This window comes from Bradyrhizobium sp. 138, from assembly GCF_023074075.1.
Lineage (GTDB): Bacteria > Pseudomonadota > Alphaproteobacteria > Rhizobiales > Xanthobacteraceae > Bradyrhizobium.
In genome coordinates, this window is the sequence record NZ_JADPKT010000016.1 from 70329 (window position 1) to 90757 (window position 20429).

Sequence of the window (20429 nt, forward strand, 5' to 3'; positions counted from 1 at the left end):
AAGGCGACTTTTAGTTAAATGCGGATTAAGTTCAGGCAGATGTGCGGCAGCTCGTTAACGCTGTCTCATTCTGAGAAAAAAGCCCGCAGAACTACGGACTTAGGCGCGTTTGTTAACCATAATTCTCGGCCGGATCGGCGCATTCAGCGGACGTCTCCGGCCGCCTCTCTAAGCGCATCCAACCAAGTCCTTTTCGTGGTCACCAATGCCCGCACGATGACGGGGAAGCATTGCGCGAGGCTGGTGTGCGAGGCGCGCCCTCGCAGCGCGTGACTGCCCGCGGTGGGCCGCTCCTGCACATCACGCGCCGCACGGCACTCACATGCCACGGCCCCTGACCGAAAGTTGATCGCGCCGGACTGGAAAATGTCGCAGCAGAGAAATAGCTGCTTGAGCGGCACTTTTCAGCAGCCTCTGCGTGTGATACGGTACCGTATCAACATCGCCTTGAACTGTGCCGAGCACGCAAACGGAGGCTGGCATGAGAAGGTTCGCGCGCGCTGGATGTTTCGCTCTGGCGTGGTCGTGTTTGTTGATGGGATATGCGGCCGCGCAGCCCGCCAATGCCGGTTGCATCGCGTCGGTTTCAGCAGCAAGCACGCAGACTTGGCGCTGCGACAACGGCATCACCATCGTTGCAGAAAACGGCGCCAGATTTGAACTTAAGGACGCCAACCGCGACGGACATATAGACTCCGTGGAGTTGAGCAGCAAAGCCCTGCTGATCGAGGTGCCCAAGAAGCCCGGCGGCAACCCCTTCAAGGTGCTGACCCCGCAGGCGATTGCCGCGGTACGCGGCACCAGATGGGCCGTCGATGTCGCCGAGGCCAAGTCCTCCGTCTTCGTCGCTGACGGGCGTGTCGGCGTCAGCCGCAGGGCTCGTGGGCGCGGCGTCGTTCTAGGCCCCGGCGAAGGCGTCGACGTGGAAGCGACCGGCCCGTTGACCGTCAAGACATGGGGTCAGCCCCGCGTCGACGCGTTGATGGCAAGGCTTGGTCAATAAAGCTTGGTCAATAAGGCTTGGCCGATAGGATTTAGAGCAAAGAAGATTGCAGCACGTAGTGACTAGACGCGTTCAAATCCTGGCGGCACTCGCCCTCACCGCGCTGTGGGGCGCTGGCATCTATGCCGCGCACGCAGGCGGCCATCTGCGCTTTCTCGACCGCCTCGAGGCAACGCTGACGGACTGGCGAACCCAGGTCCGCGGCGTGCAGCGTCCGCCCGATCTCGTCACCATCGTCGCGATCGACGATACCGTGGTGAAGCGCGGCGGCAGCTATCCGCTGCCGCGCGCCGATCTCGCCCGCGTCGTCGACACCATCGTGCAGTTCAAGCCGAAGGTCGTCGCGATCGATCTGCTGCTGGTCGACCGCAGCGCCGCGATCGGAGACGCGACGCTGGCCAACACGCTCGCCACCGGCCCCATGGTGCTCGCCGCAGCGGCGATCTTTCCCAGCGCCAGCGAGACCGTCGAGGCCAGCAGCCAGGGCCCCCTCGCCGTGCTGCCGCAGGCCGAACGCTTCCTGCTGCCGTTGCCGGCGTTCGCCGACCACGCCGAGGTCGGCGTCGTCAATGTCGCGACGGGGCAATCGGGCTCACCGCTCTCGGTGCCGATGCTGTTCCGCACGCACGACAAGGTCGAGCTGTCGTTCCCCTTGCGCGTCGCCACCCGCGCGCTCGACAAGCCGCTGACGATCGCGCCGGATCGTCTCATGCTCGGCGATCGCGCGGTGCCGACCGACACCGATTTCTCACTGCCGATCACCTATTACGGTCCGCGACGCACCATCCGCACCGTCAGCGCGCAGAGCATCTTCGACGGCACGCTCGATCGCGCGGCGATCGAGAACCGGATCGTCGTGATCGGCGCGGCGGTCGCCGGCGGCGGCGACTTCTATCCCACACCGTTCGATTCCCTGATGCCCGGCGTCGAGGTGGTTTCGACGGCGATCACGCATCTCGTTGCCGGCGACGGCATCGTGCGCGACCGCAGGGTCCGTATTGCCGACGCGGTTGCGGCGATCCTACTGCCGATGTTGCTGGTCGGCCTGCTGGCCTGGCGGCGCAGCGCGCTCGGCATCATGGCGGCGGCTGCGGTGATGATCGCCTGGGCCGGGCTCAATACGTTCGCCTTCACGCATGGCGTCTGGCTGACCGCGGCAACCACGCTTGCCGCCGCAGTGCCTCCAGTTGCGATCTTCGCCGGTGTACAGCTGTGGGCCGGAGGCCGCCGCACGCAATATCTCACTGCCAAGAGCAGGTCGCTCGCCCGGTTTCAGGCGCCTGCGGTGCAGGAGTGGTTGGCGCGCGATCCGGATTTTCTCTCAAACCCTGTCCGGCAAAACGCGGCCGTGGTCTTCATCGATCTCTCCGGTTTCACGGCCTTAAGCGAACGGACCGATCCGGATTCGATCCAGGAGATCCTGAAGGCATTTCACGCTCTGATCGACAAGACCGCGGTCGATTGCGGCGGCACGATCACCGGCTTTCTCGGCGACGGCGCCATGATCCTGTTCGGACTGCCGCGCGCGATGCCCGATGACGCGGCACGCGCGCTGAAATGTTCGATCGACCTGCATCGCGGCGTCGAACGCTGGATCGCCTCGCTGCCGTCGGCGATCGGCGATCGGCTCGGCTTCAAGATCGGCGCTCATTTCGGCGAGATCGTCGCCTCCCGCCTCGGCGAAACTCACCAGCACATCACGGCGACCGGCGACACCGTCAACGTGGCGAGCCGGCTGATGGAGGTCGCCGTTCAGAATGGCGCGCGGCTCGCCTTGAGCGATACGCTGCTGGATGCGGCCGACTTCCACGGGGCTCCCGACGGCGTTCTGTCAGGCCCCCTCCTCGCCCAGGTCCGCGGCCGCTCCGGGGTCGTAACGGTCTGGTTCTGGCGCGACCAGGACAGGCCCAGACGGGTCGCCGCGAAGGCCGAGGTGATCGACTGAGTCGCTACCGCGCTTCCGGCGGCAGCGAGCGGTCCAGCACATCGCCCTTGGCGCCCTCGAGCAGATCGATGCCGTAAGTCTCGACCACGAGTGGCCCGCGCTTGCGCTGCAATTGCGCAACCTGCGTGACCTTCGCAAAGAGGGCGTTGAGGACGAGATGACCTTCCGGGCGCAGCTCGTCGACATAGAGCAGCTTGCCAGCAAGCAGCTTTGGATCCGGTTCGCCCATGTTGACCCAGCGGATGCGCTGGTTCTGCTGCACCACGCAGGTGCCGCGCGGCAGATAGAAAGCGAGCCAGCCCGTGGTGCCGTAATCCTGAGCGAGCACACAGGTCGCGCCATGGCGCGCGCGCACCGCTTCGATCTCTGCGGCAAGCTTGCGCCAGCCCACGCCGACGCTGCGCACGGTGGCATCGCGGCGATAACCGGAGAGCCAGCCGGTGTTGGCCTGCACGATCAGTGCGGCAAACATCACGATGCCGACGGGCGCGGACCAGCGCAGGCAGAAATCCACCAGGCGCCGCGCACGCGGCTTCCACTGCACGAGGTTGGCAGCGGCTGCAGCAGCAACAATGAAGGGCGGATAGACCGGCGCAAACCAGTTGGCCTCGACGCGGGCATGCAGCGAATGCCAGACGAAATAGGCGACAATGGTCCAGAACATCGTCTCGATCAGCACGCGCGAGGCCAGTGCGCCGGCCCGGTGCCAGGTCAGTGCGTGCAGGCCCATCGCGCCGAGGATGAAGACGAGCGGGGTTGCGAACGCGATCTGGGTCGGGATCAGCTCGGCGATGAAGACCGGACGAAAGTCTTCGATCCCGGCGCGGCCGAGCTGCTTTGCGAACGAGACCCACTGATGGTCCGCATTCCAGAGGATCACCGGCGCGAACAGCGCGAGCGCGACGAGGCCGCCGAGATAGGGCCAGGGCGAGAGAAACCAGTGCCGCAGTTTCGGCACGGCAGCGAGCCAGATCAGGATCGCCAGCCCGAAGAACATCGCAGTGTATTTCGACAGCAGCGCCGCGCCGACCGCGGAGCCGACCGCGAGCCACCAGGCGCCACGGCCGGTCTCCAGCACCTTGGCGAGGAAGAACAGCACGAAGCTGGAGGCGACCAGCAGCGGCGCATCGGGCGTTACGATCAGCGTGCCGACCGAGGCGAGCAGCGTGACATTGAGCAGGATGGCGCTGGTCGCCGCGACGCGCACCCCACCGAACAGGGTCCCCGCGGTGCGGTAGATCGCATAGCTCATCGGCAGCGCCAGCAGGATCGAGACCAGGCGGACGCCGAGCTCGGTATCGCCGGCGATCATGGTGCCGGCGCGGATCACATAGGCGACCATCGGCGGGTGGTCGTAGTAACCGCCCGCCAGATTCTTCGACCACATCCAGTAATAGGCTTCGTCGAAGGTAATCGGCGTGAACGCCGCCGCGACGAGCCGCAGAGCCACCAGCGCGAGGACCAGCAGCGCGGTGTTGCGGACAATCCGCGCGTCAGCTCCGGCCATATCGCGCTATTTCTTGCGCCAGACGAACAGGCCTGACATCGCGTAGTTCCACACCACGCCCATCAGCGCCCCGGCCATGCCGGCCAGCCACCAGATCGGCTCCTGGTCATAGACCGAGAATGCGACGCCGACATTGGCGAGCAGGCCGACGCTGCATACGATGTAGAAGGCGATCAGGCCGCGCAGCAACGCAAAGCCCTTCAGCCGCTGGTCGCGATAGGTCAGGAAATTGTTGAGGATGAAGTTGCTGGTCATGGCGACGATGGCGCCGGCGGCCTGCGCCTCCGCGAACGGCGCCTTGAACAGCTGAAGCCCGATGAACAGCGTGGTCAAGTGCACCACGAGGCCGATGCCGCCGACCATCGCGAACAGGATGAAGCGCAGCGAGACGATATCGTTGCTCAGCTTCGCGAGCACAAGACCGAGGAAGTCGAGCGCGACCATGGAATCGAGCTTGCTTTCGCCATGCTGGCGGGCGCCGAACGTGTAGGGAATCTCGACCGCCCGCAAGCTGCCATGCGCGGTCGCGACGACGTCGAGCAGGATCTTGAAGCCATGCACCGACAGCTTTGGCGCGAGCTGCTCGAAGCGATCGCGGCGCATCATGAAGAAGCCGCTCATGGGATCGGCGATCTCGACCCGCAGCATCTTCCGTGCGAACTCGGTTGCGAGCGCGCTGGCGCCGGCGCGCTGCTTGTTGAAGCCCTCGCTCTTGTAACCCTCGATATAGCGGCTGCCGACCACGAGGTCGGTCTGATCGCTTGCGAGCAGCAAGAGCATCTTCGGCAGTTGAGTCTCGTCGTGCTGGAGGTCGGCATCGATCACGGCGACAAACGGCGCACTTGAGGCCAGGATGCCCTCGATACAGGCGCCCGACAGGCCGCGACGGCCGATGCGGCGGACACAACGCACGCGGCTGTCCTGCTGCGCCAGCGTGCGCACGACGTCCCAGGTGCCGTCGGGCGAATTGTCGTCGACGAACACGACCTCCCACGCGACATTGGCGAGCGTCGCCTCCAGCCGCCGGTACAATACCGTGACATTGTCGCGCTCGTTGAAGGTCGGGACGATGACCGACAGTTCCGGCCCCTCTTGAGCCTGCGGCGGATTGTCGGAGCCCGGTCTGATCAGTTCATTCATGACGGCAGCGTATATCCGCCGCGTCCTGCGCTGCCAAGCCGGGAGGTCTGCGGGAAATGACCCAAAAAGGGGCCCTAAAATGCCAACGACCCCGGAACGGCGGGCCGCGCGTACATCCGGCGCAAGCCCAAGCTATTCCAAGGTCGTCCCAGCGCCGGAGTTTTCGCTCAACGTCGCCGTTAGAACCTAGATGGGAACGACAAGATCGCTCCGCAAGGGGCGAAAACCAGGATTTTCTACCCCTATTGGTTGGGCACTTCCCGGATGATCGGGCCGCGCGGCACGGGTGCGGCAGGGGCTGCGGGGGCCGCAGTCGGGGCCGGCTCGACTTTCGCCGGCTTGGGCGGCTTGCCATATTGGCCGATCGGCCCGAACACGACGGCGACCGCAAGCACGACGGCGGCGACGATCGCGCCCAAAATGCCTCCCATCGACTCAGACGACATGCAAGTCCACCCCTGCTCCAGATGCGCCACTGATACCATGGATGAGCGCGCGGCCGAAGGGGCGAAAGCGAATGGGGAGTAGCGAATGGGAGCGGCCCTCCTGCCCTATTCGCTATTCGCCCCTACTTCGCCGGCGGCCTGTGCTTGACGAAGGCCGTCACGATGTCCTTCTGCGCAGACTCCACCGCCCTGTTCGCGGTCGCGAGATGGGCGCCGGCATCAATGTTCGGATATTGCGTGGTGAGATAATCGAGCAGCACCACCCGGTAATATTGCCGCTCCGACGGACAGGCGCCCGCGACCGAGCGGCCAAAATCCTGTTCCGTCATTCCCTGATTACTGTCGCGCGAATATTCCCGCGCCAGGCAATGCCAGTAATCGTCGCGGCCCTGCTGGGCGAGCTTCTGCGCGCCTTTGGTATCGTCATCATCCGACATGGCTGGAGATATCATGGCAGCAGATGTCATCATGACGAGCGCCACTCCCAGCATTGGCCTCCGCATCTTGTTCTCCTTTTTCGCAGATCGCGCTGCCGAGCTTAGACTCGACGCGAGAACTGGCCAATCACATCTCGTTTGACTAGGATGAAGCCTTCCTTCCCCGTCGATGCGAGCTCCTCCCGTGGCCAAAGCAAAAACCGCGTCCAAAAAATCCGGCAACATCTTCATCGGCATCGGCGGCTGGACCTTCGAGCCCTGGCGCGGTGTGTTCTATCCGGAGAAACTCACACAAGCGAAGGAGCTGTCTTACGCAGCCTCGAAGCTGACCTCGATCGAGATCAACGGCACCTATTACGGCTCCCAGAAGCCGGAGAGCTTTCGCAAATGGGCAAGCGAGGTGCCCGACGGCTTCGTGTTCTCGGTGAAGGGACCGCGCTTCGCCACCAACCGCCGCGTGCTCGCCGAGGCCGGCGATTCCATCAAACGGTTTTATGATTCCGGCGTGCTGGAGCTCGGCGACCATCTCGGACCGGTGCTCTGGCAGTTCGCGCCGACGAAAAAGTTCGACGGCGCCGATTTCGGCAAGTTCCTCGAACTGTTGCCCCGCAAGCTCGAAGGCCGCGCGCTGCGCCATGTCGTCGAGGTGCGCCACGACAGCTTTTGCACGCCGGACTTCGTGGCGCTGATCCGCGAGTTCGAGACGCCTGTGGTGTTCGCCGAGCACGGCAAATACCCTGCCATCGCCGACGTCGCCGGCGATTTCGTCTATGCCCGGCTTCAGAAGGGCAACGATGAGATCAAGACCTGCTACCCGCCGAAGCAGTTAGACGCCTGGGCCGAGCGCTTTCAGGCCTGGGCCTCGGGCGGTGAACCGGATGACCTGCCGAAAGTTGACAAAGCCAAGCCGAAGAAGGAGCCGCGCGACGTGTTCGCCTACGTCATCCACGAAGGCAAGGTGCGCGCCCCTCACGGCGCCATGGAACTGATCGCGCGGGTGAGCTGAGGTGTTCCATGGCAAAGGCGAAAAAGCTCTTCACCATCGGTTATGAGCAGACGCCGCCCAAGGCCGTGCTGGACGAGTTGGAAGATGCCGGCGTCAAGCTCGTGGTCGACGTGCGCGCGGTGACGTCGTCGCGGCGTCCGGGCTTTTCCAAGAAGCAGCTGTCCGCCGGGCTCGACGAGCGCGGCATCGCCTATGTCCACCTCGCCGCGCTCGGCACGCCGAAGGAGGGCCGCCTCGCCGCGCGCAGCGGCCAGTACGACGTGCTGGAGAAGATCTATTCGAAGCACCTGAAGACGCCGCAGGCGAAAGAAGAGATGGACGAGCTCTCGGCGCTGGTGAAGAAGGCCGGCCCCGTCTGCCTGCTCTGCTACGAGCGCGACCACACCCATTGCCACCGCCAGATGATCGCGGAGATCATCGAGGAGCGCGATGGCGTGGCGGTGAAGAATTTGGCGGGACGGCAGGTCTGATCGGCCTCTCGTCATGGCCGGGCTTGTCCAGTCAAGCCCGGGCATGATGACCGAAGATTTACCCCTCCCCCTCCAGCCGGAACGTCCCCTCCATCATCTGCACGCACTGTCCGCCGACATGGGCGGAGACGATCTTGCCGTCCTGCTTGCGCACGCGCGTCGAGAGGATGCTCGGCCGGCCCATGTCAAAGCCCTGGCCGACGGTGAGCTTGAGCTCGCCGTCACGGGCGGGATCGAGATCGGCGAACAGCGCGGCCGCGGCGACCGTCGCGCTGCCGGTGGCCGGGTCCTCGACGAGACCGCTGGCGCCACGCATGAACATCCGCGCCTGACGGTCGCAAGGTGCCTCCGCCGCGGGCACGTCGCGCGTGTAGAACCACACCGAGCGGGCGCCATCGCGCGGCAATACCTTGCCATAGGCTGCCGCATCTGGCCGGGCGCGCTTCAGCGCCTCACGCGAATGCAGCTCCATCACCAGAAACGCGTTTCCGACGGTGACGATCTGCGGCCCGTGATTGTCTGTCTTGATGTCGTCTGCAACGAGAGAGATGCAGCTCGCGGCTTCGGCAGCTGACAACCGCGAGAGCCGCTCCAGCGGCTGCGGCGCGGTGAGCTCGGTTCTGATCACCCGGCCCTGCTCTCTCACGATGTCGACCGGCACGAGCCCGGCCTTCTCCTCGAAAAACAGACGCGGTTTCGGCTCCTTCGCCATCGAGGCGAGCACGAAGGCGGTGCCGACATTGGGATGGCCCGCAAAGGCAATCTCCTGCACCGGCGTGAAGATGCGCACCTCCGCATCATTGGCCTTGTCGCGCGGCGGCAGCACGAAGGTGGTCTCGGAGTAGTTGAACTCGGTCGCGATTGCCTGCATCTGCGCGGTCGACAGACCGCCGGCGTCGAGCACCACGGCGAGTTGGTTGCCGCCGAAGGCGCGGTCGGTGAACACGTCGACGGTGATGTAGCGGCGCTGCATCGTGATTTCCCCATGCAAGTGGCGGCCGCAACGGGCCGCATCGCCGGCAGTTTACAGGCCGGTGATGCGGCCCGTCATGCCCCAAAATTCGGAGCAATCGGAGCAATCGCGGATGATGCAAGAGACCTGCGCGCAACAACGTGGGGCGCAAGCTAACCCAGCTGAAACACCGCCACCGGCCGCTCATAACCGCGCACCTCGACCTCACCGAGCGCAACGGCATCGCTGCCAGCTTCACCCAGCGCCTCGCGCACGGTCGACGAAATCAGGAGCTGCGAGCCGAACTCCTTGTTCAGCGCTTCCAGCCGCGAGGCGAAGTTCACGGTGTCACCGATGACCGTGTACTCCTTGCGCCGGGGCGAGCCGATATTGCCGGCGACGACCTCGCCGAAATGGATACCGATGCCGATGCGAAGCGGCCAGCTCGTCTGCGCATTGATGCGGTCCATCGCGCTCAGCATCTCGCGGCCCGCGGCGACTGCGCGCTGCGCCGCGTCGGAGGCCTCCAGCGGCGCGCCGAACAGCGCGAGGAAGCCGTCGCCGAGAAACTTGTTCACGATGCCGCCGTGCTTGTCGAGGACGTCGACCAGCACCGCAAAGGCGCCGTCGAGTCGATCGACCACCTCCTGCGGGGTACGTGATTGCGCACCGGCGGTGAAGCCGCGGAAATCGACGAACATCACCGCGACGCGGCGGACGTCACCGCCCGCGCTGGTTCCCGCTGCCATCAGCCGCTCCACCACCTGTGGAGAGACGTGCTGTCCGAACAGGTTCGTCACCCTGTCGCGCGCTGTCGCCGCCGCAATGCTCGCGGCAAACTGGCGGCGCAGCTGAGCGCCGACGGCGCCCGCCAGCACGCCACAGATCAGGATGACGATGCTGCGCACGGCATGGAAATAGATCAGGGGCTCGCCGGCCTCGTCAGCCGCATTGTAGAGCAGCGCGACGGACAGAAGCCCGGCTGCGGCCACGAAACCTGTAAATGCAGAGAGCCAGAAGTCGAGCCGCAAAGTCGAGAGGATGACGAAGATGAAGTACATCAGCGGCACGGCGAAGCCGAGTGCCTGACTTGCGCCCATGGTCCGGGTTTGCAGGATCAGGATCACCGTGGGCAGCGAGGTCTCGATCAGCGTGCCGATATAGCGCCTGATCACCGGCAGATCGCGGTCGAGCCGGAGGTTCTTCCTGATCTGGGTGTGGACCCAGACCTCGAACAAGATGAAGCCAGCGAGAAGGCCGTAGACCTCGACGAGCCCTTCCGTTCCGCGCCAGACCCGGTTCACGACAGCGGGATCGATCAGATAGATCGCGGTGAGGAACATCATCATGACGCAGCCCGTCATGATCAGCGCCCGCACCCTGAGCAGCTCGGTGCGCAGCACTTCTCTGGTCAGCTCCCGTTCGAAATCTTCCGATAGCACGGCATGCTGCCGCGTCTTCCTGCTCGCAAACCTGACCATTTGCCCCTCGAATCCGGGGTCATTGTGCCTCAATCCAGCGTGCGGCGGAAGCGCGTCACGGCGATGGTCATGGCGAGCAGCATCAGGGCTACCAGCGCCAGCGTGTCGAAGCGCAAATTCTGCATGGTTGCGCCCTTGAGCATGATGGCGCGGACGATGCGCAGATAATGCGTCAGCGGCAGGCCTTCGCCGAGATATTGCGCCCAGGCCGGCATGCCCGCGAACGGGAACATGAAGCCGGACAGCAGAATGCTCGGCAAAAAGAACATCATCGACATCTGCATGGCCTGGAGCTGGTTCTGCACCAGGGTCGAGATGGTGTAGCCGATCGCCAGATTGGTGGTGATGAACAGCGTCGAGAGCAGCGCCAACAGGAACAGATTTCCGATCAGGGGCACGCCGAACAGGCCGACGCCGATGCTAATGATGAGGAACGCCTGCACGAAGCCGACCAGGACGTAGGGTACGATCTTGCCGAACATCACCTCGACCGGCCTGATCGGCATCGACAGCAGGCTCTCCATGGTGCCGCGCTCGACCTCCCGCGTCACCGACAGCGCGGTGAAGATCAGCATGGTCATGGTGAGGATGGTGCCAACGAGGCCCGGCACGATGTTGAGGCTGGAGCTAGCTGCCGGATTGTAGCGGGCATGGGCGCGGATCTCGAACGGCATCTCCGGGGGATCGCCGATGTAGAGATCGTGCTTGAGCGCGGTCTGCACGACCATGCCGAGGGAACCGATCGCCGCGCTCGCCGCCACCGGATCGGTCGCATCGGCCGCCACCAGCAGCGCGGGCCTGTCGCCGCGCCGCACCGCACGCTCGAAGCCGCGCGGGATCTCGACGCCGAACAGCACCTTGCCGGACTTCAAGAGGTTGTCGAAATCATCGACATCGTGCACCTCGTAGAGGAAACGGAAATAGGCGGTGTTCTCGAGAGCTTTCAAAATCGAGCGGGCGAGATCGGAGTCCTCCTGGAGCAGCACCGCGCTTGGCAGACGATGCGGCGTGGTATTGATGGCATAGCCGAACAGCATGAGCTGCATCACCGGCAGCATGATGATCATCGCAAAGGACACGCGATCGCGCCTGAGCTGGATGAACTCCTTGACCAGCATCGCATAAGAGCGCCGCAGGAAGCCGAAGCGTTCCCGGATTTCGCGGCGTGGTGCGGGATGATCCACTGCACTCATTGGAAATTGTCCTTGGAGCGCCCCATCAGCTCGATGAACACGTCCTCCAGCGATGGCGACGACTTCTGCCAATGCAGGCCACTTTTCTCACGCCACGGCCCGATGCTGGCTTCGAGTGCCGCGACATCGCGGCCGGAAACGTGCAGCGAAGTGCCGAACGGCGCCACCATGTCGATCCCCGGCTTACCGGTCAGCTCGGCCGCGAGGCCGTTGAGGTCCTCGCCCGTCACGGTGTAGGTCGTCAGCGCGGATTTCGCGATCACCTCCTCCACCGTACCGTGCGTCAGCAGATGGCCGTAGGCGATGTAGGCGATCTCGTGGCAGCGTTCGGCTTCGTCCATGTAATGAGTCGAGACCAGCACGGTGAGGCCCTCGGCGGCGAGCGCGTGGATTTCGTTCCAGAAATCGCGCCGCGCCTTGGGATCGACGCCGGCGGTCGGCTCGTCCAGCAGCAGCAATTGCGGATTGGGCAGCGTGCAGGCGCCGAGCGCCAACCGCTGTTTCCAACCGCCGGAGAGCTCGCCCGCAAGCTGCTCCTCGCGCCCGGAGAGTCCGAGCCGCTTGATCATGTCGCGCGCGGCACCTCGCGCGTCGGTGAGGCCATAGAGCCGCGCCACGAATTCGAGGTTCTCGCGCACCGAGAGATCCTGGTACAGGCTGAAGCGCTGGGTCATGTAGCCGACCTGGCGCTTGATCTTCTCGGCATCGCGGCGGATGTCGTAGCCGAGGCAGGTGCCCTCGCCGCTGTCCGGCGTGAGCAGCCCGCAGAGGATGCGGATCGTCGTGGTCTTGCCCGAGCCGTTCGGCCCGAGGAAGCCATAGATCGAGCCGCGCTTCACCTGCATCGACAGATCGTGCACGACCTCGCGGCCCCCGAACGACTTGGTCAGGCCCTTGACGTCGATCGCGATGCCGTTGCCGCCGTTCATCGCTTGTCCGCCACCGGGGTTTTGGGATTGAGATAGACGTCGATCGGCTGTCCGACCCGCAAGGCATCAGGGCGAGATGGCCGTGCCTGGATCAGATAAACCAGCTTGTTGCGCTCATCGAGGCTGTAGATGACGGGCGGGGTGTATTCCGCCGCGGTCGCGATGAAATAGATCTTTGCGGTGAGGTCGGCCGCGCAATTGTCGCAAGAGATGCGCACCGTATCGCCGATCGCGAGCTTCGGCAGCGCGGCCTCCGGCACGAAAAAGCGCAGCTTCATGTTGCCGGGCGGCATGATCGACAGCACCGGCCGCTGCGCCGCCACCATCTCGCCCTCGCGGAAATAGATTTGCTGAATGGTGCCGGCAACAGGCGCAAAGCCCTTGCGCCGCGCCATCCGCGTCTCCGACGTCGCCACCCGCGCCTCCGCGACGCGCAAGGATGACACGGCGGAATCGAGATTGGCCTGCGTGCCCGAGCCGGTCTTGTTCAGCGAGGCTGCCCGGTCATAGGTCTGCTGTGCGTTGGCGAGCGTCGCCTTGTTCTGGTTGAGATCGGCAAGCTGGAGATCGTCGTCGACGGAATAGAGGTGATCGCCGACCTTGACCTCCTCGCCTTCGCGGACATTGAGCTTCGTCACCCGGCCGGCTTCGTCGGGGCTGACGAAGATCATGTCGGCCTCGACCCAGCCCTGGAAGCCGGGATCGCGCTTCTCGTTGCAGCCGGCAAGGCCAATTGCGAGCGCGACGACCAATGCCAATCCAAGAATTGCTTGCGACGACCTCATGTCGTCCTCCGTTCGCCAAAAATCAGATCGAGATGGACGCGCAGCATCTCCTGCGCGTCGAGCGGCGCATGCCGCGCAAACAGGCTCTGCCAGATCACCGCGATCATCGCCGGCGCAACCAGGATCTGCGGATAGCGCGCGAGGTCCTTCTGGCGGATCTCGCCGCGGGCGATGCCGAGCTCGATCAGCCCGCGCATGGCGGCGATGCCGCGCGAGACGACCTCGCGGTAGTAGAAGTCGGCGACGGCTGGAAAGCGCGGCCCCTCCGCCACGATCAGGCGCACCAGATCGCCGCGCCTGGTGCCGATGACCTCTCTTAAAAAATTGCTGGCAAAGGTCTCGACGAGATCGCGCACCGAGCCCGTCGGCGGCGGCAGCGCGGTCAACCGCGCCACGACCGGCACGATCACGATGCGCACCAGCTCCTCGAACATCGATTCCTTGTCCTTGAAGTGCAGATAAATCGTCCCCTTGGCCACGCCGGCGCGTTTGGCAATGTCGTCGAGCCGCGTCGCGGCAAAGCCGCGCGCGATGAACTCCTCCATCGCTGCTTCCACGATCGCCGCTCGCCGCTCCGCCGCCCGCGTGGCGCGGTTCGAGGCAGGCGCCTCTCCGCGGGCTGCGGACGCATCCGCCTCGCTCTCTGCGGACGGCTTGATGAGTTTGGTCGGTCTTCTCGGCATGCAAATAATATGACTGACTAGTCAGTCATCGTCAAGGCGACCGTAGCGTTCACACAGACCCGAATAAATTAGCCTTGACTAATGCATTAGCATTGGCTAATCGAATGACATGATCGACGCCGCCCCAAATCCCATCACCACCGTGATGCGCGCCCTCGCAGACCCCACCCGGCGCGCCGTGTTCGAGCGCGTCTTCGAGAGCAAGGAGATCAGCGTCGCCGAGCTCACCCGCGGCAGCGGCGTGACCCAGGGCGCGATCTCGCAGCACTTAAAATCCCTCAAGCAGGCCGGCCTCGTCGCCGAACGTGCAGAGGGCCGCAACGTCTACTACCGCGCCGCGCCGCAAGGTCTCGAGCCCCTGGTCACCTGGATGGACCATTACGGCGTGTTCTGGCGCGAGCGCTTCCAGAATCTGCGTGACCTCTTGAAGGAGATCGATCCGTGAATGCCGCTGCTTTGAACATCGAGACAAAGGACATCGTCCTTGACGAGGTGCTTCCTCATGCGCCGGAGACAATCTGGAAGGCGCTGACCAGCGCCCAGTTGATCGCGCGCTGGCTGATGAAGCCGACCGGCTTCGAGGCCGTCGAAGGCAAGGCCTTCACGTTCCAGACCACACCGGGCGGTTCCTGGGATGGCGTGATTCATTGCCGGGTTCTGGAGGTCGTGGCTTTCAGCCGCCTCGTCTACGCCTGGAAGGGTGGCGACGAGCGCAACACCGGTTACGGCGCGCCGCTCGACACGGTCGTGACCTGGTCCCTCACCCCGGTCGAAGCCGGCACGCGAATCCGCCTGGTCCATGCGGGCTTCGTCCTGCCCAGGAACGAGTCGGCCTACAGCGTGATGAGCGGCGGCTGGAAGAAGGTCGTCAGACAGCTCGACGAGATCAGCGGCGAGCAGTGAGGAGATATCGCAAATGGATAAGCCCTATACCGGCGGCTGCGCCTGCGGCGCGATCCGCTATTCGATCGTCGGCGAGCCCCTGTTCAGCAATCACTGCCAGTGCCGGGACTGCCAACGCGAAAGCGGCAGTGCGCATGGCTCCTACGCGACGTTCGCGCGTGCCGGCGTCACCCTCACCGGCGAGGCGAAGCATTGGGACATGGTCGCCGACAGCGGCAATGTGAAGACGCGCGGCTTTTGCACACAATGCGGCGTACCTGTGTACATGACCTTCAAAGCGCAGCCCGACGTCTTCACCATCCGCGCTGCGAGCCTCGACGAGCCCGCCCGCTACAAGCCGCAGGCGGTCACTTTCGCCGCGCGCGGTCATGACTGGGATCGTCTCGATCCCGGCCTGGTGAAATTCGAAGGCATGCCGACGGGGTGAGGCGACTGGCAGCCACCCGCGAGATGCGCTCCCTCTCCCGCCTGCGGGAGAGGGTTGGGCGAGGGTGGCTCCGCAGCGGGACCATCCCCAAGAGGAGAAAGCCCTCACCCGGCGCTACGTGCCGACTTCTCCCGCAAGCGGGACAGGTGGAGCAAGCCGCACGGGCGGCGGCTCGCCCACTTCCTCCTCAGCTGTGAAACTTCAGCCCGTCGATGACCTTGTCGATCAATTTGCGCTCGGCGCGCATGGCGATGCCGACGAGATTGAGATCGTTGCGCGGCACCGCCCTCACCGCCGCGCGATTGGCGGCATCGTGCGTGGTGCTGAACATGTCCTCGGTATAGACCGCCGGCTTGACGTTGCGCGCCAGCGCACGGTCCAGCGCGCGCGACAACGCCGGACCGTCGGCGCCATAGATCAGGATCGGCTGGCCGATCAGCGCATGATATGTCGTGCCTGAGGCGTCCTCATAGGCTTCGCCGATGCATTCGGGAAAGGCCGCGGCGATGCCGCTGGTGAGGAAGGAGGCGACGTTGAGCTTCTGCCAGGCCTGAAGATCGGTGCGGATCACCACCGCGATCTTGGTGTCGAACTGCATGCAATTCCTCGAATGTCATTCCTGAAGGAGATGCTACGCATCGCCGCGGACTGACAGCAAGAGGAATTAGCCTTTCGCGTCGCAGGCCCAGGCGCGGATCACGCATTCCTTGCCACCGTATTTGTAGCATTCGCGCGTGGCGGCATTGAGGGAAGCCGAGATCTTCGGCTTGACGGCATAGCCATAGGCACCGCAGGGATTGGCGAGATCGACCGACATGGCCGCGCAGGCGCGCTTCATCGTCACCGTCGTGCAATCGCCCTTGCATTGCTTTTGTGCCGCGGCACGCGCCTCATGCTCGGCGACGTAGTCAAAAGCCTGGCCATAGGCGCCGCATTTGCCGACCGCGATGGCACCGGCGGCGTGGGCTTCGGTGATGTAGCGAGCGCCCGTGACGGCAACTGACAAGACAAAGCAAAACATCGCGCAACGGCGCGCGACGATATTCGAAGCCATGGAAAAACCCCTCCCCCCAAGGCAGGTGGAGGCGACTGTAAGCGCCGGTCGTTTCCAGATGGTGAACGGGTGGTTGAAATTGAGCCCAACGGGAGGTGCCGTAGGGTGGATTAGCGAAGCGTAATCCACCTCTTTTGTTTCCGCGGAGAAACACAGCGGTGGATTACGCCTTCGGCTAATCCACCCTACGCAGCTACGGCGCCTTCATCCCCGCCTTGCCGCTTCCAGCGCCTGCGGCGTGTCGATGTCGAGGAAGGCGCTGTCACCGTCCACGGGCACCTCGGCCACAGCCTCGGTGTGCTTGGCGATCAAGTGACGCGCGCCGATATCACCGTCGAGCGTCATCAACTCGTTGAAGAAGCGGCGCGACCACAGCACGGGATTGCCGCGGCGGCCTTCGCTGACGGGGACGACGATGAGGTTGCCGCGGTCCGGCGCAAAGCCGTCGATGAGGCGGTCGATCAGCCCGGCATCGATCAGCGGCATGTCGCCGAGACAGACCAGGGCACCGTCGCAGGCCTCCGGCACGGCGGCGATGCCTGATTTGACCGAGCTTGCGATGCCGCCGGCAAAATCGGGATTGCGGACGAACTTCACCGTCAGGCCTTGCAGGGCCTGCTCAACCAGCTCGGCCTGATGGCCGGTGACGACGATCACCTCGGACGCCTTCGAGGCCAGCGCCTGCTCGGCGGCGAGGCGCACCAGCTTCTTGCCATCGAGCTCGGCCAGCAGCTTGTTCGGCCCGCCCATCCGGGTCGAGCGTCCCGCTGCCAGCACGATGGCGGCGACCTCTCTATTGCCTTCGGTCTCGGGTTTTGCGCGCGGCTGGGGCCGCGTGACGATCTCCATCAGGAGGCCGCCGACGCCCAGGCCCATCAGCTCGGCGCGCGTCACCTTGATGCCGGCGAGGAGCCGCATCAGCACCCAGTCAAAACCGTTCTCGACCGGCGAGCGCGCGCAGCCCGGGGCTCCCAGCACCGGCACATTGCCGGCACGGGCAATCAGCAGCAGATTGCCGGGATCAACCGGCATGCCGAAATGCTCGATCTCGCCGCCGATGCCGGTGACGGCTGCCGGGATCACGTCGCGGCGATCGGCAATCGCAGACGCCCCGAACACGATGACGAGCTCGGCCCCTAACGCGAGCAATTCCTTGATCGCCGCCGACAGCGCCTGCTCCTCATGAGGAACACGCCGCTCGGCGATGATGCTGGCGCCGGCCGGCGCAAGCCGCTCGGCGGTGACGCGCAGCGTCTTGTCGATCACCTTGGACGACAGCCCCGGCAGCAGCGTCGAGACGACGCCGACGCGCTTGATGACGTAGGGTGCGATTTTGAGCACGTCCCTGCCGGCGGCCGTCACCGCGGCGTCGCGTAAGCTGCCTTCGACGCCGAATGGGATGATCTTGACGGTGCCGACCATCTCGCCCTCGACCACCGGCTTGTAGGCGGAGAGCGTCGCAAAGGTGATGGCCTCGTCGATATTGTTGATGCGGTCGACCGCGGCGCGGTCGATCACCAGCACGCCCGGACGCGCGGCGAACAGATTGGCGCGGCCGGTGAAGGCGCGCTCGACATGGATGCCTTCGCCACCGACGGCAAGCGCGATGCTGGCGGCCGCAACGTCCTCGGAGACGTCGCCCTCCTCCATGCGCACCACGACGATGTCCTTGATGCCGGCGCGCGTGAGCTGCTCGACCTCGGCGAGGCCGATCGTCGTGCCCTTCTTCAGCACCAGCGGTCCCTGGCGCAGGGTGTGGACGGTCACCCCGCCGATCGCATCCTCAGGTCTCGCCGGGCCGAACTTCATGCCGCTTCTTCTTTTTCTTTGGGAGGCAGGCGGAGCACAGCCGTGATCTCAGCCATGATCGCCACCGCGATCTCGGACGGAGAGACCGCACCGATCGCAAGCCCGATGGGCGCGTGGATGCGCGCGATGTCGCTCTCCTTGGCACCCTGCGCCCGCAGCCGGTCGCCGCGCTTGGCGTGCGTCTTCCGCGAGCCGAGCGCGCCGATATAGAAGCAGTTGCGCTCGAAGGCGTGCAACAACGCGGGATCGTCGATCTTAGGATCGTGCGTCACTGCGACGAAGGCCGTGTAGGCATCGACATTGAGCGGCGGCAGCGCGGTGTCCGGCCATTCGGCCACCAGCGGTATATCGGGGAAGCGCTCGGGGCTCGCAAATGCCGTGCGCGGATCGACCACGGTGACGTCGTAGCCGAGCGAGCGCGCCAGCGGCGCCAAGGCCTGGCTGATATGGACCGCGCCGACGATGACGAGCTTTGCGGTCGGTGCGTAGACGTTGAGGAACAGCTTCTTGCCGCCGGCTTCGACACTGGCGCTCTTGCCCATGCGCAGCTGTTTGTCCAGCTCGGCGCGCAGGGGATCCTTGGCAAAATCCATCGCCTTCACGAGGCGCTGCTCACCGCTCTCGGTGTCCGTCACCAGAATCACCGGTCGGCGCGCGGCGCGCTCGGCGTTGAGTTCGTGCAGAATCTCGAGCTTCACGGCTAACCGACCTTCTCGACGAAGACGCGGATGGTGCCGCCGCAGGACAGCCCGACATTCCAGGCGGTCTCGTCGGCGACGCCGAACTCCAGCATCCTGGGCTTGCCGCTCTCGATCACATCCATGGCCTCGGTGACCACGGCGCCCTCGACACAGCCGCCGGAGACCGAGCCCAAGAACGTGCCCTCGTCGTTGATGACGAGGCTCGAGCCGGCCGGGCGCGGCGCCGAGCCCCAGGTTTCCACGACCGTGGCAAGCGCGACACCACGGCCGGCCTTCTGCCAGTCCTCAGCCGCCTTCAGAATATCCTCGTCGCGATCGAGCATGGCGTGCCTCTCAAGCTGCGGAGCGGATCAGGCTGCGGTGATGCGGCGGCAGCGGCCGGGAGAGCGTGGTGATCAGCTCCTGGATCGAACTCAAATTATGTACCGGACGGAATTCGTCAACGTGCGGGAGCATCATTTTGATGCCTTGCGCCTTGGCCTCGAAGCCGCCGAACCGCAGCAGCGGATTGAGCCAGATCAGCCGCCGGCAGGAACGGTGCAGCCGGTCCATCTCGAAGGCCAGCTTGGAATCGGCCTCCCGCTCCAGCCCATCGGAGATCAGGAGCACGATGGCGCCCTGGCTCAGCACGCGCCGCGCCCACAATTTGTTGAAGTTGTGCAGTGATGCCGAGATCCGCGTGCCGCCGGCCCAGTCCTCGACGGAGGCCGAGCAGCTCGCCAGCGCCTCATCGGGATCGCGCTGGCGCAGCGCGCGGGTGACGTTGGTGAGACGGGTGCCGAACAGGAACACGGAGACGCGCTTGCGCGCATCGCCGATGGCATGGAGGAAATGCAGGAACAGGCGGGTGTACTCGCTCATCGAGCCCGAAATATCGAGCAACGCCACGATCGGTGCCGGCTTCTCGATCCGTCCGAGCCGATGGATGTCGATGATATCGCCGCCGGTGCGCAACGATGCGCGCAGCGTCTGGCGCAGATCGAGACGAAGCCCGCGCGGATCGGGCCGGTGCCTGCGCGTCAGGAGCTCGGCCTGCGGCAGGTGCATCTTCTCGATGGCGCGCAGGGCTTCCGAGATCTCCGCCGCGCTCATCTGCGCAAAATCCTTTTTCTGAAGGATTTCCTTGTCGGAGACCGACAGGCGCAGATCCTGCTCCTGATGCTGCGGCGTCTCCGTCATGCGCGGCTGCGACATCGCCTCCTGCACGCGGCGGGCGCCGGCCTGCGGCTTCTTCCTGGCCTCGTCCGGCAGCGGCACCGAATCCAGCATGTGCTTCCACTCCTCGGAGGCGCGGAAGAACAGGTTGAAGGCCTGCTTGAAGATCAGCGCATGCTCGTGGCGCTTGACGAAGATCGCCTCCAGCGTGGTGAAGACGTCGGCACGGTTGCCGATGTCGATCACCTGCAGCGCGCTCATGGCATCGATGACGGCACCCGGCCCGACCGGCATGCCCGCCGAACGCAGCGCGCGGGCGAAGCCGACGATGTTGTCGGCGAACTGCTCGGTTTGTTCGGGGGCAAGGTGGTTGATGGCCATGGTCTATCCTCGCTCCCCGTCA

The 20429-nt window shown here is 64.8% G+C and carries 23 protein-coding genes; 7 read left to right on the forward strand and 16 right to left on the reverse strand.

Going from position 1 to position 20429, the window contains the following annotated elements; all coding sequences use genetic code 11:
• Positions 1-481: 481 nt before the first annotated feature.
• Both IVA79_RS09165 and IVA79_RS09170 read left to right on the forward strand, forming a co-directional pair.
• The gene (locus IVA79_RS09165) at positions 482-1003 is read left to right on the forward strand and encodes a FecR domain-containing protein (protein ID WP_247552075.1); all 522 of its coding nucleotides are present in this window, start codon (positions 482-484) and stop codon (positions 1001-1003) included.
• 58 nt (positions 1004-1061) lie between these two features.
• Entirely contained in the window at positions 1062-2948 is a 1887-nt protein-coding gene (locus IVA79_RS09170; RefSeq protein ID WP_247552078.1) for an adenylate/guanylate cyclase domain-containing protein, read from the forward strand.
• A gap of 4 nt (positions 2949-2952) precedes the next feature.
• Here the strand turns inward: IVA79_RS09170 and IVA79_RS09175 are convergent, their stop codons facing one another.
• From IVA79_RS09175 to IVA79_RS09190, 4 genes are all read right to left on the reverse strand, one after another.
• Positions 2953-4455, reverse strand: coding sequence for a glycosyltransferase family 39 protein (locus tag IVA79_RS09175; protein WP_247552079.1), 1503 nt, complete (start codon positions 4453-4455; stop codon positions 2953-2955).
• Between the two features lie 6 nt (positions 4456-4461).
• Positions 4462-5595 carry a glycosyltransferase family 2 protein gene (locus IVA79_RS09180; protein ID WP_247552081.1) on the reverse strand — a complete coding sequence of 378 codons (1134 nt, stop codon included), beginning with the start codon at positions 5593-5595 and terminating at the stop codon, positions 4462-4464.
• Positions 5596-5837: 242 nt separating this feature from the next.
• Positions 5838-6041, reverse strand: a complete 204-nt coding sequence (locus IVA79_RS09185) for a hypothetical protein (RefSeq protein WP_247552083.1) — start codon at positions 6039-6041, stop codon at positions 5838-5840.
• Positions 6042-6163: 122 nt separating this feature from the next.
• Positions 6164-6544, reverse strand: coding sequence for a hypothetical protein (locus tag IVA79_RS09190; protein ID WP_247552086.1), 381 nt, complete (start codon positions 6542-6544; stop codon positions 6164-6166).
• 103 nt (positions 6545-6647) lie between these two features.
• Here IVA79_RS09190 and IVA79_RS09195 point away from each other — a divergent pair, with 103 nt between their 5' ends.
• A complete protein-coding gene (locus tag IVA79_RS09195) occupies positions 6648-7484 on the forward strand; it encodes a DUF72 domain-containing protein (protein WP_247552089.1) in 837 nt (278 codons plus the stop codon).
• Positions 7485-7492: 8 nt separating this feature from the next.
• Positions 7493-7954, forward strand: coding sequence for a DUF488 domain-containing protein (locus IVA79_RS09200; RefSeq protein WP_247552091.1), 462 nt, complete (start codon positions 7493-7495; stop codon positions 7952-7954).
• Positions 7955-8012: 58 nt separating this feature from the next.
• Here IVA79_RS09200 and IVA79_RS09205 read toward each other — a convergent pair whose 3' ends face one another.
• The 6 genes from IVA79_RS09205 to IVA79_RS09230 all read right to left on the reverse strand — a co-directional run bounded on the left by IVA79_RS09205 (position 8013) and on the right by IVA79_RS09230 (position 13977).
• Positions 8013-8927 (reverse strand): PhzF family phenazine biosynthesis protein, encoded by a 915-nt coding sequence (locus IVA79_RS09205; RefSeq protein ID WP_247552093.1) that lies wholly within the window; start codon positions 8925-8927, stop codon positions 8013-8015.
• A 152-nt stretch (positions 8928-9079) separates the two neighbouring features.
• On the reverse strand, positions 9080-10387 hold the full coding sequence (locus IVA79_RS09210; protein ID WP_247552095.1) for an adenylate/guanylate cyclase domain-containing protein: 1308 nt from the start codon (positions 10385-10387) through the stop codon (positions 9080-9082).
• 29 nt (positions 10388-10416) lie between these two features.
• On the reverse strand, positions 10417-11580 hold the full coding sequence (locus IVA79_RS09215) for an ABC transporter permease (protein ID WP_247552097.1): 1164 nt from the start codon (positions 11578-11580) through the stop codon (positions 10417-10419).
• Entirely contained in the window at positions 11577-12509 is a 933-nt protein-coding gene (locus IVA79_RS09220) for an ABC transporter ATP-binding protein (protein WP_247552100.1), read from the reverse strand. The genes IVA79_RS09215 and IVA79_RS09220 overlap by 4 nt, the downstream gene beginning before the upstream one ends.
• A complete protein-coding gene (locus IVA79_RS09225) occupies positions 12506-13294 on the reverse strand; it encodes an efflux RND transporter periplasmic adaptor subunit (RefSeq protein ID WP_247552102.1) in 789 nt (262 codons plus the stop codon). The genes IVA79_RS09220 and IVA79_RS09225 overlap by 4 nt, the downstream gene beginning before the upstream one ends.
• A complete protein-coding gene (locus IVA79_RS09230; RefSeq protein WP_247552104.1) occupies positions 13291-13977 on the reverse strand; it encodes a TetR/AcrR family transcriptional regulator in 687 nt (228 codons plus the stop codon). Before IVA79_RS09230 ends, IVA79_RS09225 begins: the two co-directional genes overlap by 4 nt.
• Positions 13978-14086: 109 nt before the next feature.
• Here IVA79_RS09230 and IVA79_RS09235 point away from each other — a divergent pair, with 109 nt between their 5' ends.
• Genes IVA79_RS09235 through IVA79_RS09245 form a run of 3 tightly spaced genes read left to right on the forward strand, consistent with a single transcriptional unit; the run spans position 14087 to position 15307 of the window.
• A complete protein-coding gene (locus IVA79_RS09235) occupies positions 14087-14422 on the forward strand; it encodes a metalloregulator ArsR/SmtB family transcription factor (protein ID WP_247552106.1) in 336 nt (111 codons plus the stop codon).
• Entirely contained in the window at positions 14419-14880 is a 462-nt protein-coding gene (locus IVA79_RS09240) for an SRPBCC domain-containing protein (RefSeq protein ID WP_247552109.1), read from the forward strand. The genes IVA79_RS09235 and IVA79_RS09240 overlap by 4 nt, the downstream gene beginning before the upstream one ends.
• 13 nt (positions 14881-14893) lie before the next feature.
• Complete coding sequence (locus IVA79_RS09245) at positions 14894-15307, forward strand: GFA family protein (protein WP_247552111.1); 414 nt, start codon at positions 14894-14896, stop codon at positions 15305-15307.
• A gap of 187 nt (positions 15308-15494) precedes the next feature.
• Here IVA79_RS09245 and IVA79_RS09250 read toward each other — a convergent pair whose 3' ends face one another.
• The 6 genes from IVA79_RS09250 to IVA79_RS09275 all read right to left on the reverse strand — a co-directional run bounded on the left by IVA79_RS09250 (position 15495) and on the right by IVA79_RS09275 (position 20407).
• Positions 15495-15905 (reverse strand): DUF2000 family protein, encoded by a 411-nt coding sequence (locus IVA79_RS09250; RefSeq protein ID WP_247552114.1) that lies wholly within the window; start codon positions 15903-15905, stop codon positions 15495-15497.
• Positions 15906-15971: 66 nt separating this feature from the next.
• Positions 15972-16361, reverse strand: a complete 390-nt coding sequence (locus IVA79_RS09255; RefSeq protein ID WP_247552115.1) for a DUF4189 domain-containing protein — start codon at positions 16359-16361, stop codon at positions 15972-15974.
• Positions 16362-16565: 204 nt separating this feature from the next.
• Positions 16566-18170: a molybdopterin-binding/glycosyltransferase family 2 protein gene (locus tag IVA79_RS09260; RefSeq protein ID WP_247552118.1), complete on the reverse strand. Its 1605-nt coding sequence runs from the start codon at positions 18168-18170 to the stop codon at positions 16566-16568.
• Positions 18167-18868 (reverse strand): XdhC family protein, encoded by a 702-nt coding sequence (locus tag IVA79_RS09265; RefSeq protein ID WP_247552121.1) that lies wholly within the window; start codon positions 18866-18868, stop codon positions 18167-18169. The genes IVA79_RS09260 and IVA79_RS09265 overlap by 4 nt, the downstream gene beginning before the upstream one ends.
• A gap of 2 nt (positions 18869-18870) precedes the next feature.
• Complete coding sequence (locus IVA79_RS09270) at positions 18871-19194, reverse strand: XdhC family protein (protein ID WP_148751517.1); 324 nt, start codon at positions 19192-19194, stop codon at positions 18871-18873.
• A 10-nt stretch (positions 19195-19204) separates the two neighbouring features.
• Positions 19205-20407 carry a VWA domain-containing protein gene (locus IVA79_RS09275; protein ID WP_247552123.1) on the reverse strand — a complete coding sequence of 401 codons (1203 nt, stop codon included), beginning with the start codon at positions 20405-20407 and terminating at the stop codon, positions 19205-19207.
• Positions 20408-20429 lie beyond the last annotated feature (22 nt).

Excerpts from the sequence above, each read along its gene's own strand:
- IVA79_RS09235 (WP_247552106.1), top strand. The coding sequence starts at position 14,087 with ATGATCGACGCCGCCCCAAATCCCATCACCACCGTGATGCGCGCCCTC.
- IVA79_RS09210 (WP_247552095.1), bottom strand. The coding sequence starts at position 10,387 with ATGGTCAGGTTTGCGAGCAGGAAGACGCGGCAGCATGCCGTGCTATCG.
- IVA79_RS09245 (WP_247552111.1), top strand. The coding sequence starts at position 14,894 with ATGGATAAGCCCTATACCGGCGGCTGCGCCTGCGGCGCGATCCGCTAT.
- IVA79_RS09175 (WP_247552079.1), bottom strand. The coding sequence starts at position 4,455 with ATGGCCGGAGCTGACGCGCGGATTGTCCGCAACACCGCGCTGCTGGTC.
- IVA79_RS09185 (WP_247552083.1), bottom strand. The coding sequence starts at position 6,041 with ATGTCGTCTGAGTCGATGGGAGGCATTTTGGGCGCGATCGTCGCCGCC.
- IVA79_RS09270 (WP_148751517.1), bottom strand. The coding sequence starts at position 19,194 with ATGCTCGATCGCGACGAGGATATTCTGAAGGCGGCTGAGGACTGGCAG.
- IVA79_RS09200 (WP_247552091.1), top strand. The coding sequence starts at position 7,493 with ATGGCAAAGGCGAAAAAGCTCTTCACCATCGGTTATGAGCAGACGCCG.
- IVA79_RS09165 (WP_247552075.1), top strand. The coding sequence starts at position 482 with ATGAGAAGGTTCGCGCGCGCTGGATGTTTCGCTCTGGCGTGGTCGTGT.
- IVA79_RS09225 (WP_247552102.1), bottom strand. The coding sequence starts at position 13,294 with ATGAGGTCGTCGCAAGCAATTCTTGGATTGGCATTGGTCGTCGCGCTC.
- IVA79_RS09250 (WP_247552114.1), bottom strand. The coding sequence starts at position 15,905 with ATGCAGTTCGACACCAAGATCGCGGTGGTGATCCGCACCGATCTTCAG.
- IVA79_RS09260 (WP_247552118.1), bottom strand. The coding sequence starts at position 18,170 with ATGAAGTTCGGCCCGGCGAGACCTGAGGATGCGATCGGCGGGGTGACC.
- IVA79_RS09180 (WP_247552081.1), bottom strand. The coding sequence starts at position 5,595 with ATGAATGAACTGATCAGACCGGGCTCCGACAATCCGCCGCAGGCTCAA.
- IVA79_RS09190 (WP_247552086.1), bottom strand. The coding sequence starts at position 6,544 with ATGCGGAGGCCAATGCTGGGAGTGGCGCTCGTCATGATGACATCTGCT.
- IVA79_RS09220 (WP_247552100.1), bottom strand. The coding sequence starts at position 12,509 with ATGAACGGCGGCAACGGCATCGCGATCGACGTCAAGGGCCTGACCAAG.
- IVA79_RS09205 (WP_247552093.1), bottom strand. The coding sequence starts at position 8,927 with ATGCAGCGCCGCTACATCACCGTCGACGTGTTCACCGACCGCGCCTTC.
- IVA79_RS09255 (WP_247552115.1), bottom strand. The coding sequence starts at position 16,361 with ATGGCTTCGAATATCGTCGCGCGCCGTTGCGCGATGTTTTGCTTTGTC.
- IVA79_RS09215 (WP_247552097.1), bottom strand. The coding sequence starts at position 11,580 with ATGAGTGCAGTGGATCATCCCGCACCACGCCGCGAAATCCGGGAACGC.
- IVA79_RS09275 (WP_247552123.1), bottom strand. The coding sequence starts at position 20,407 with ATGGCCATCAACCACCTTGCCCCCGAACAAACCGAGCAGTTCGCCGAC.
- IVA79_RS09195 (WP_247552089.1), top strand. The coding sequence starts at position 6,648 with ATGCGAGCTCCTCCCGTGGCCAAAGCAAAAACCGCGTCCAAAAAATCC.
- IVA79_RS09230 (WP_247552104.1), bottom strand. The coding sequence starts at position 13,977 with ATGCCGAGAAGACCGACCAAACTCATCAAGCCGTCCGCAGAGAGCGAG.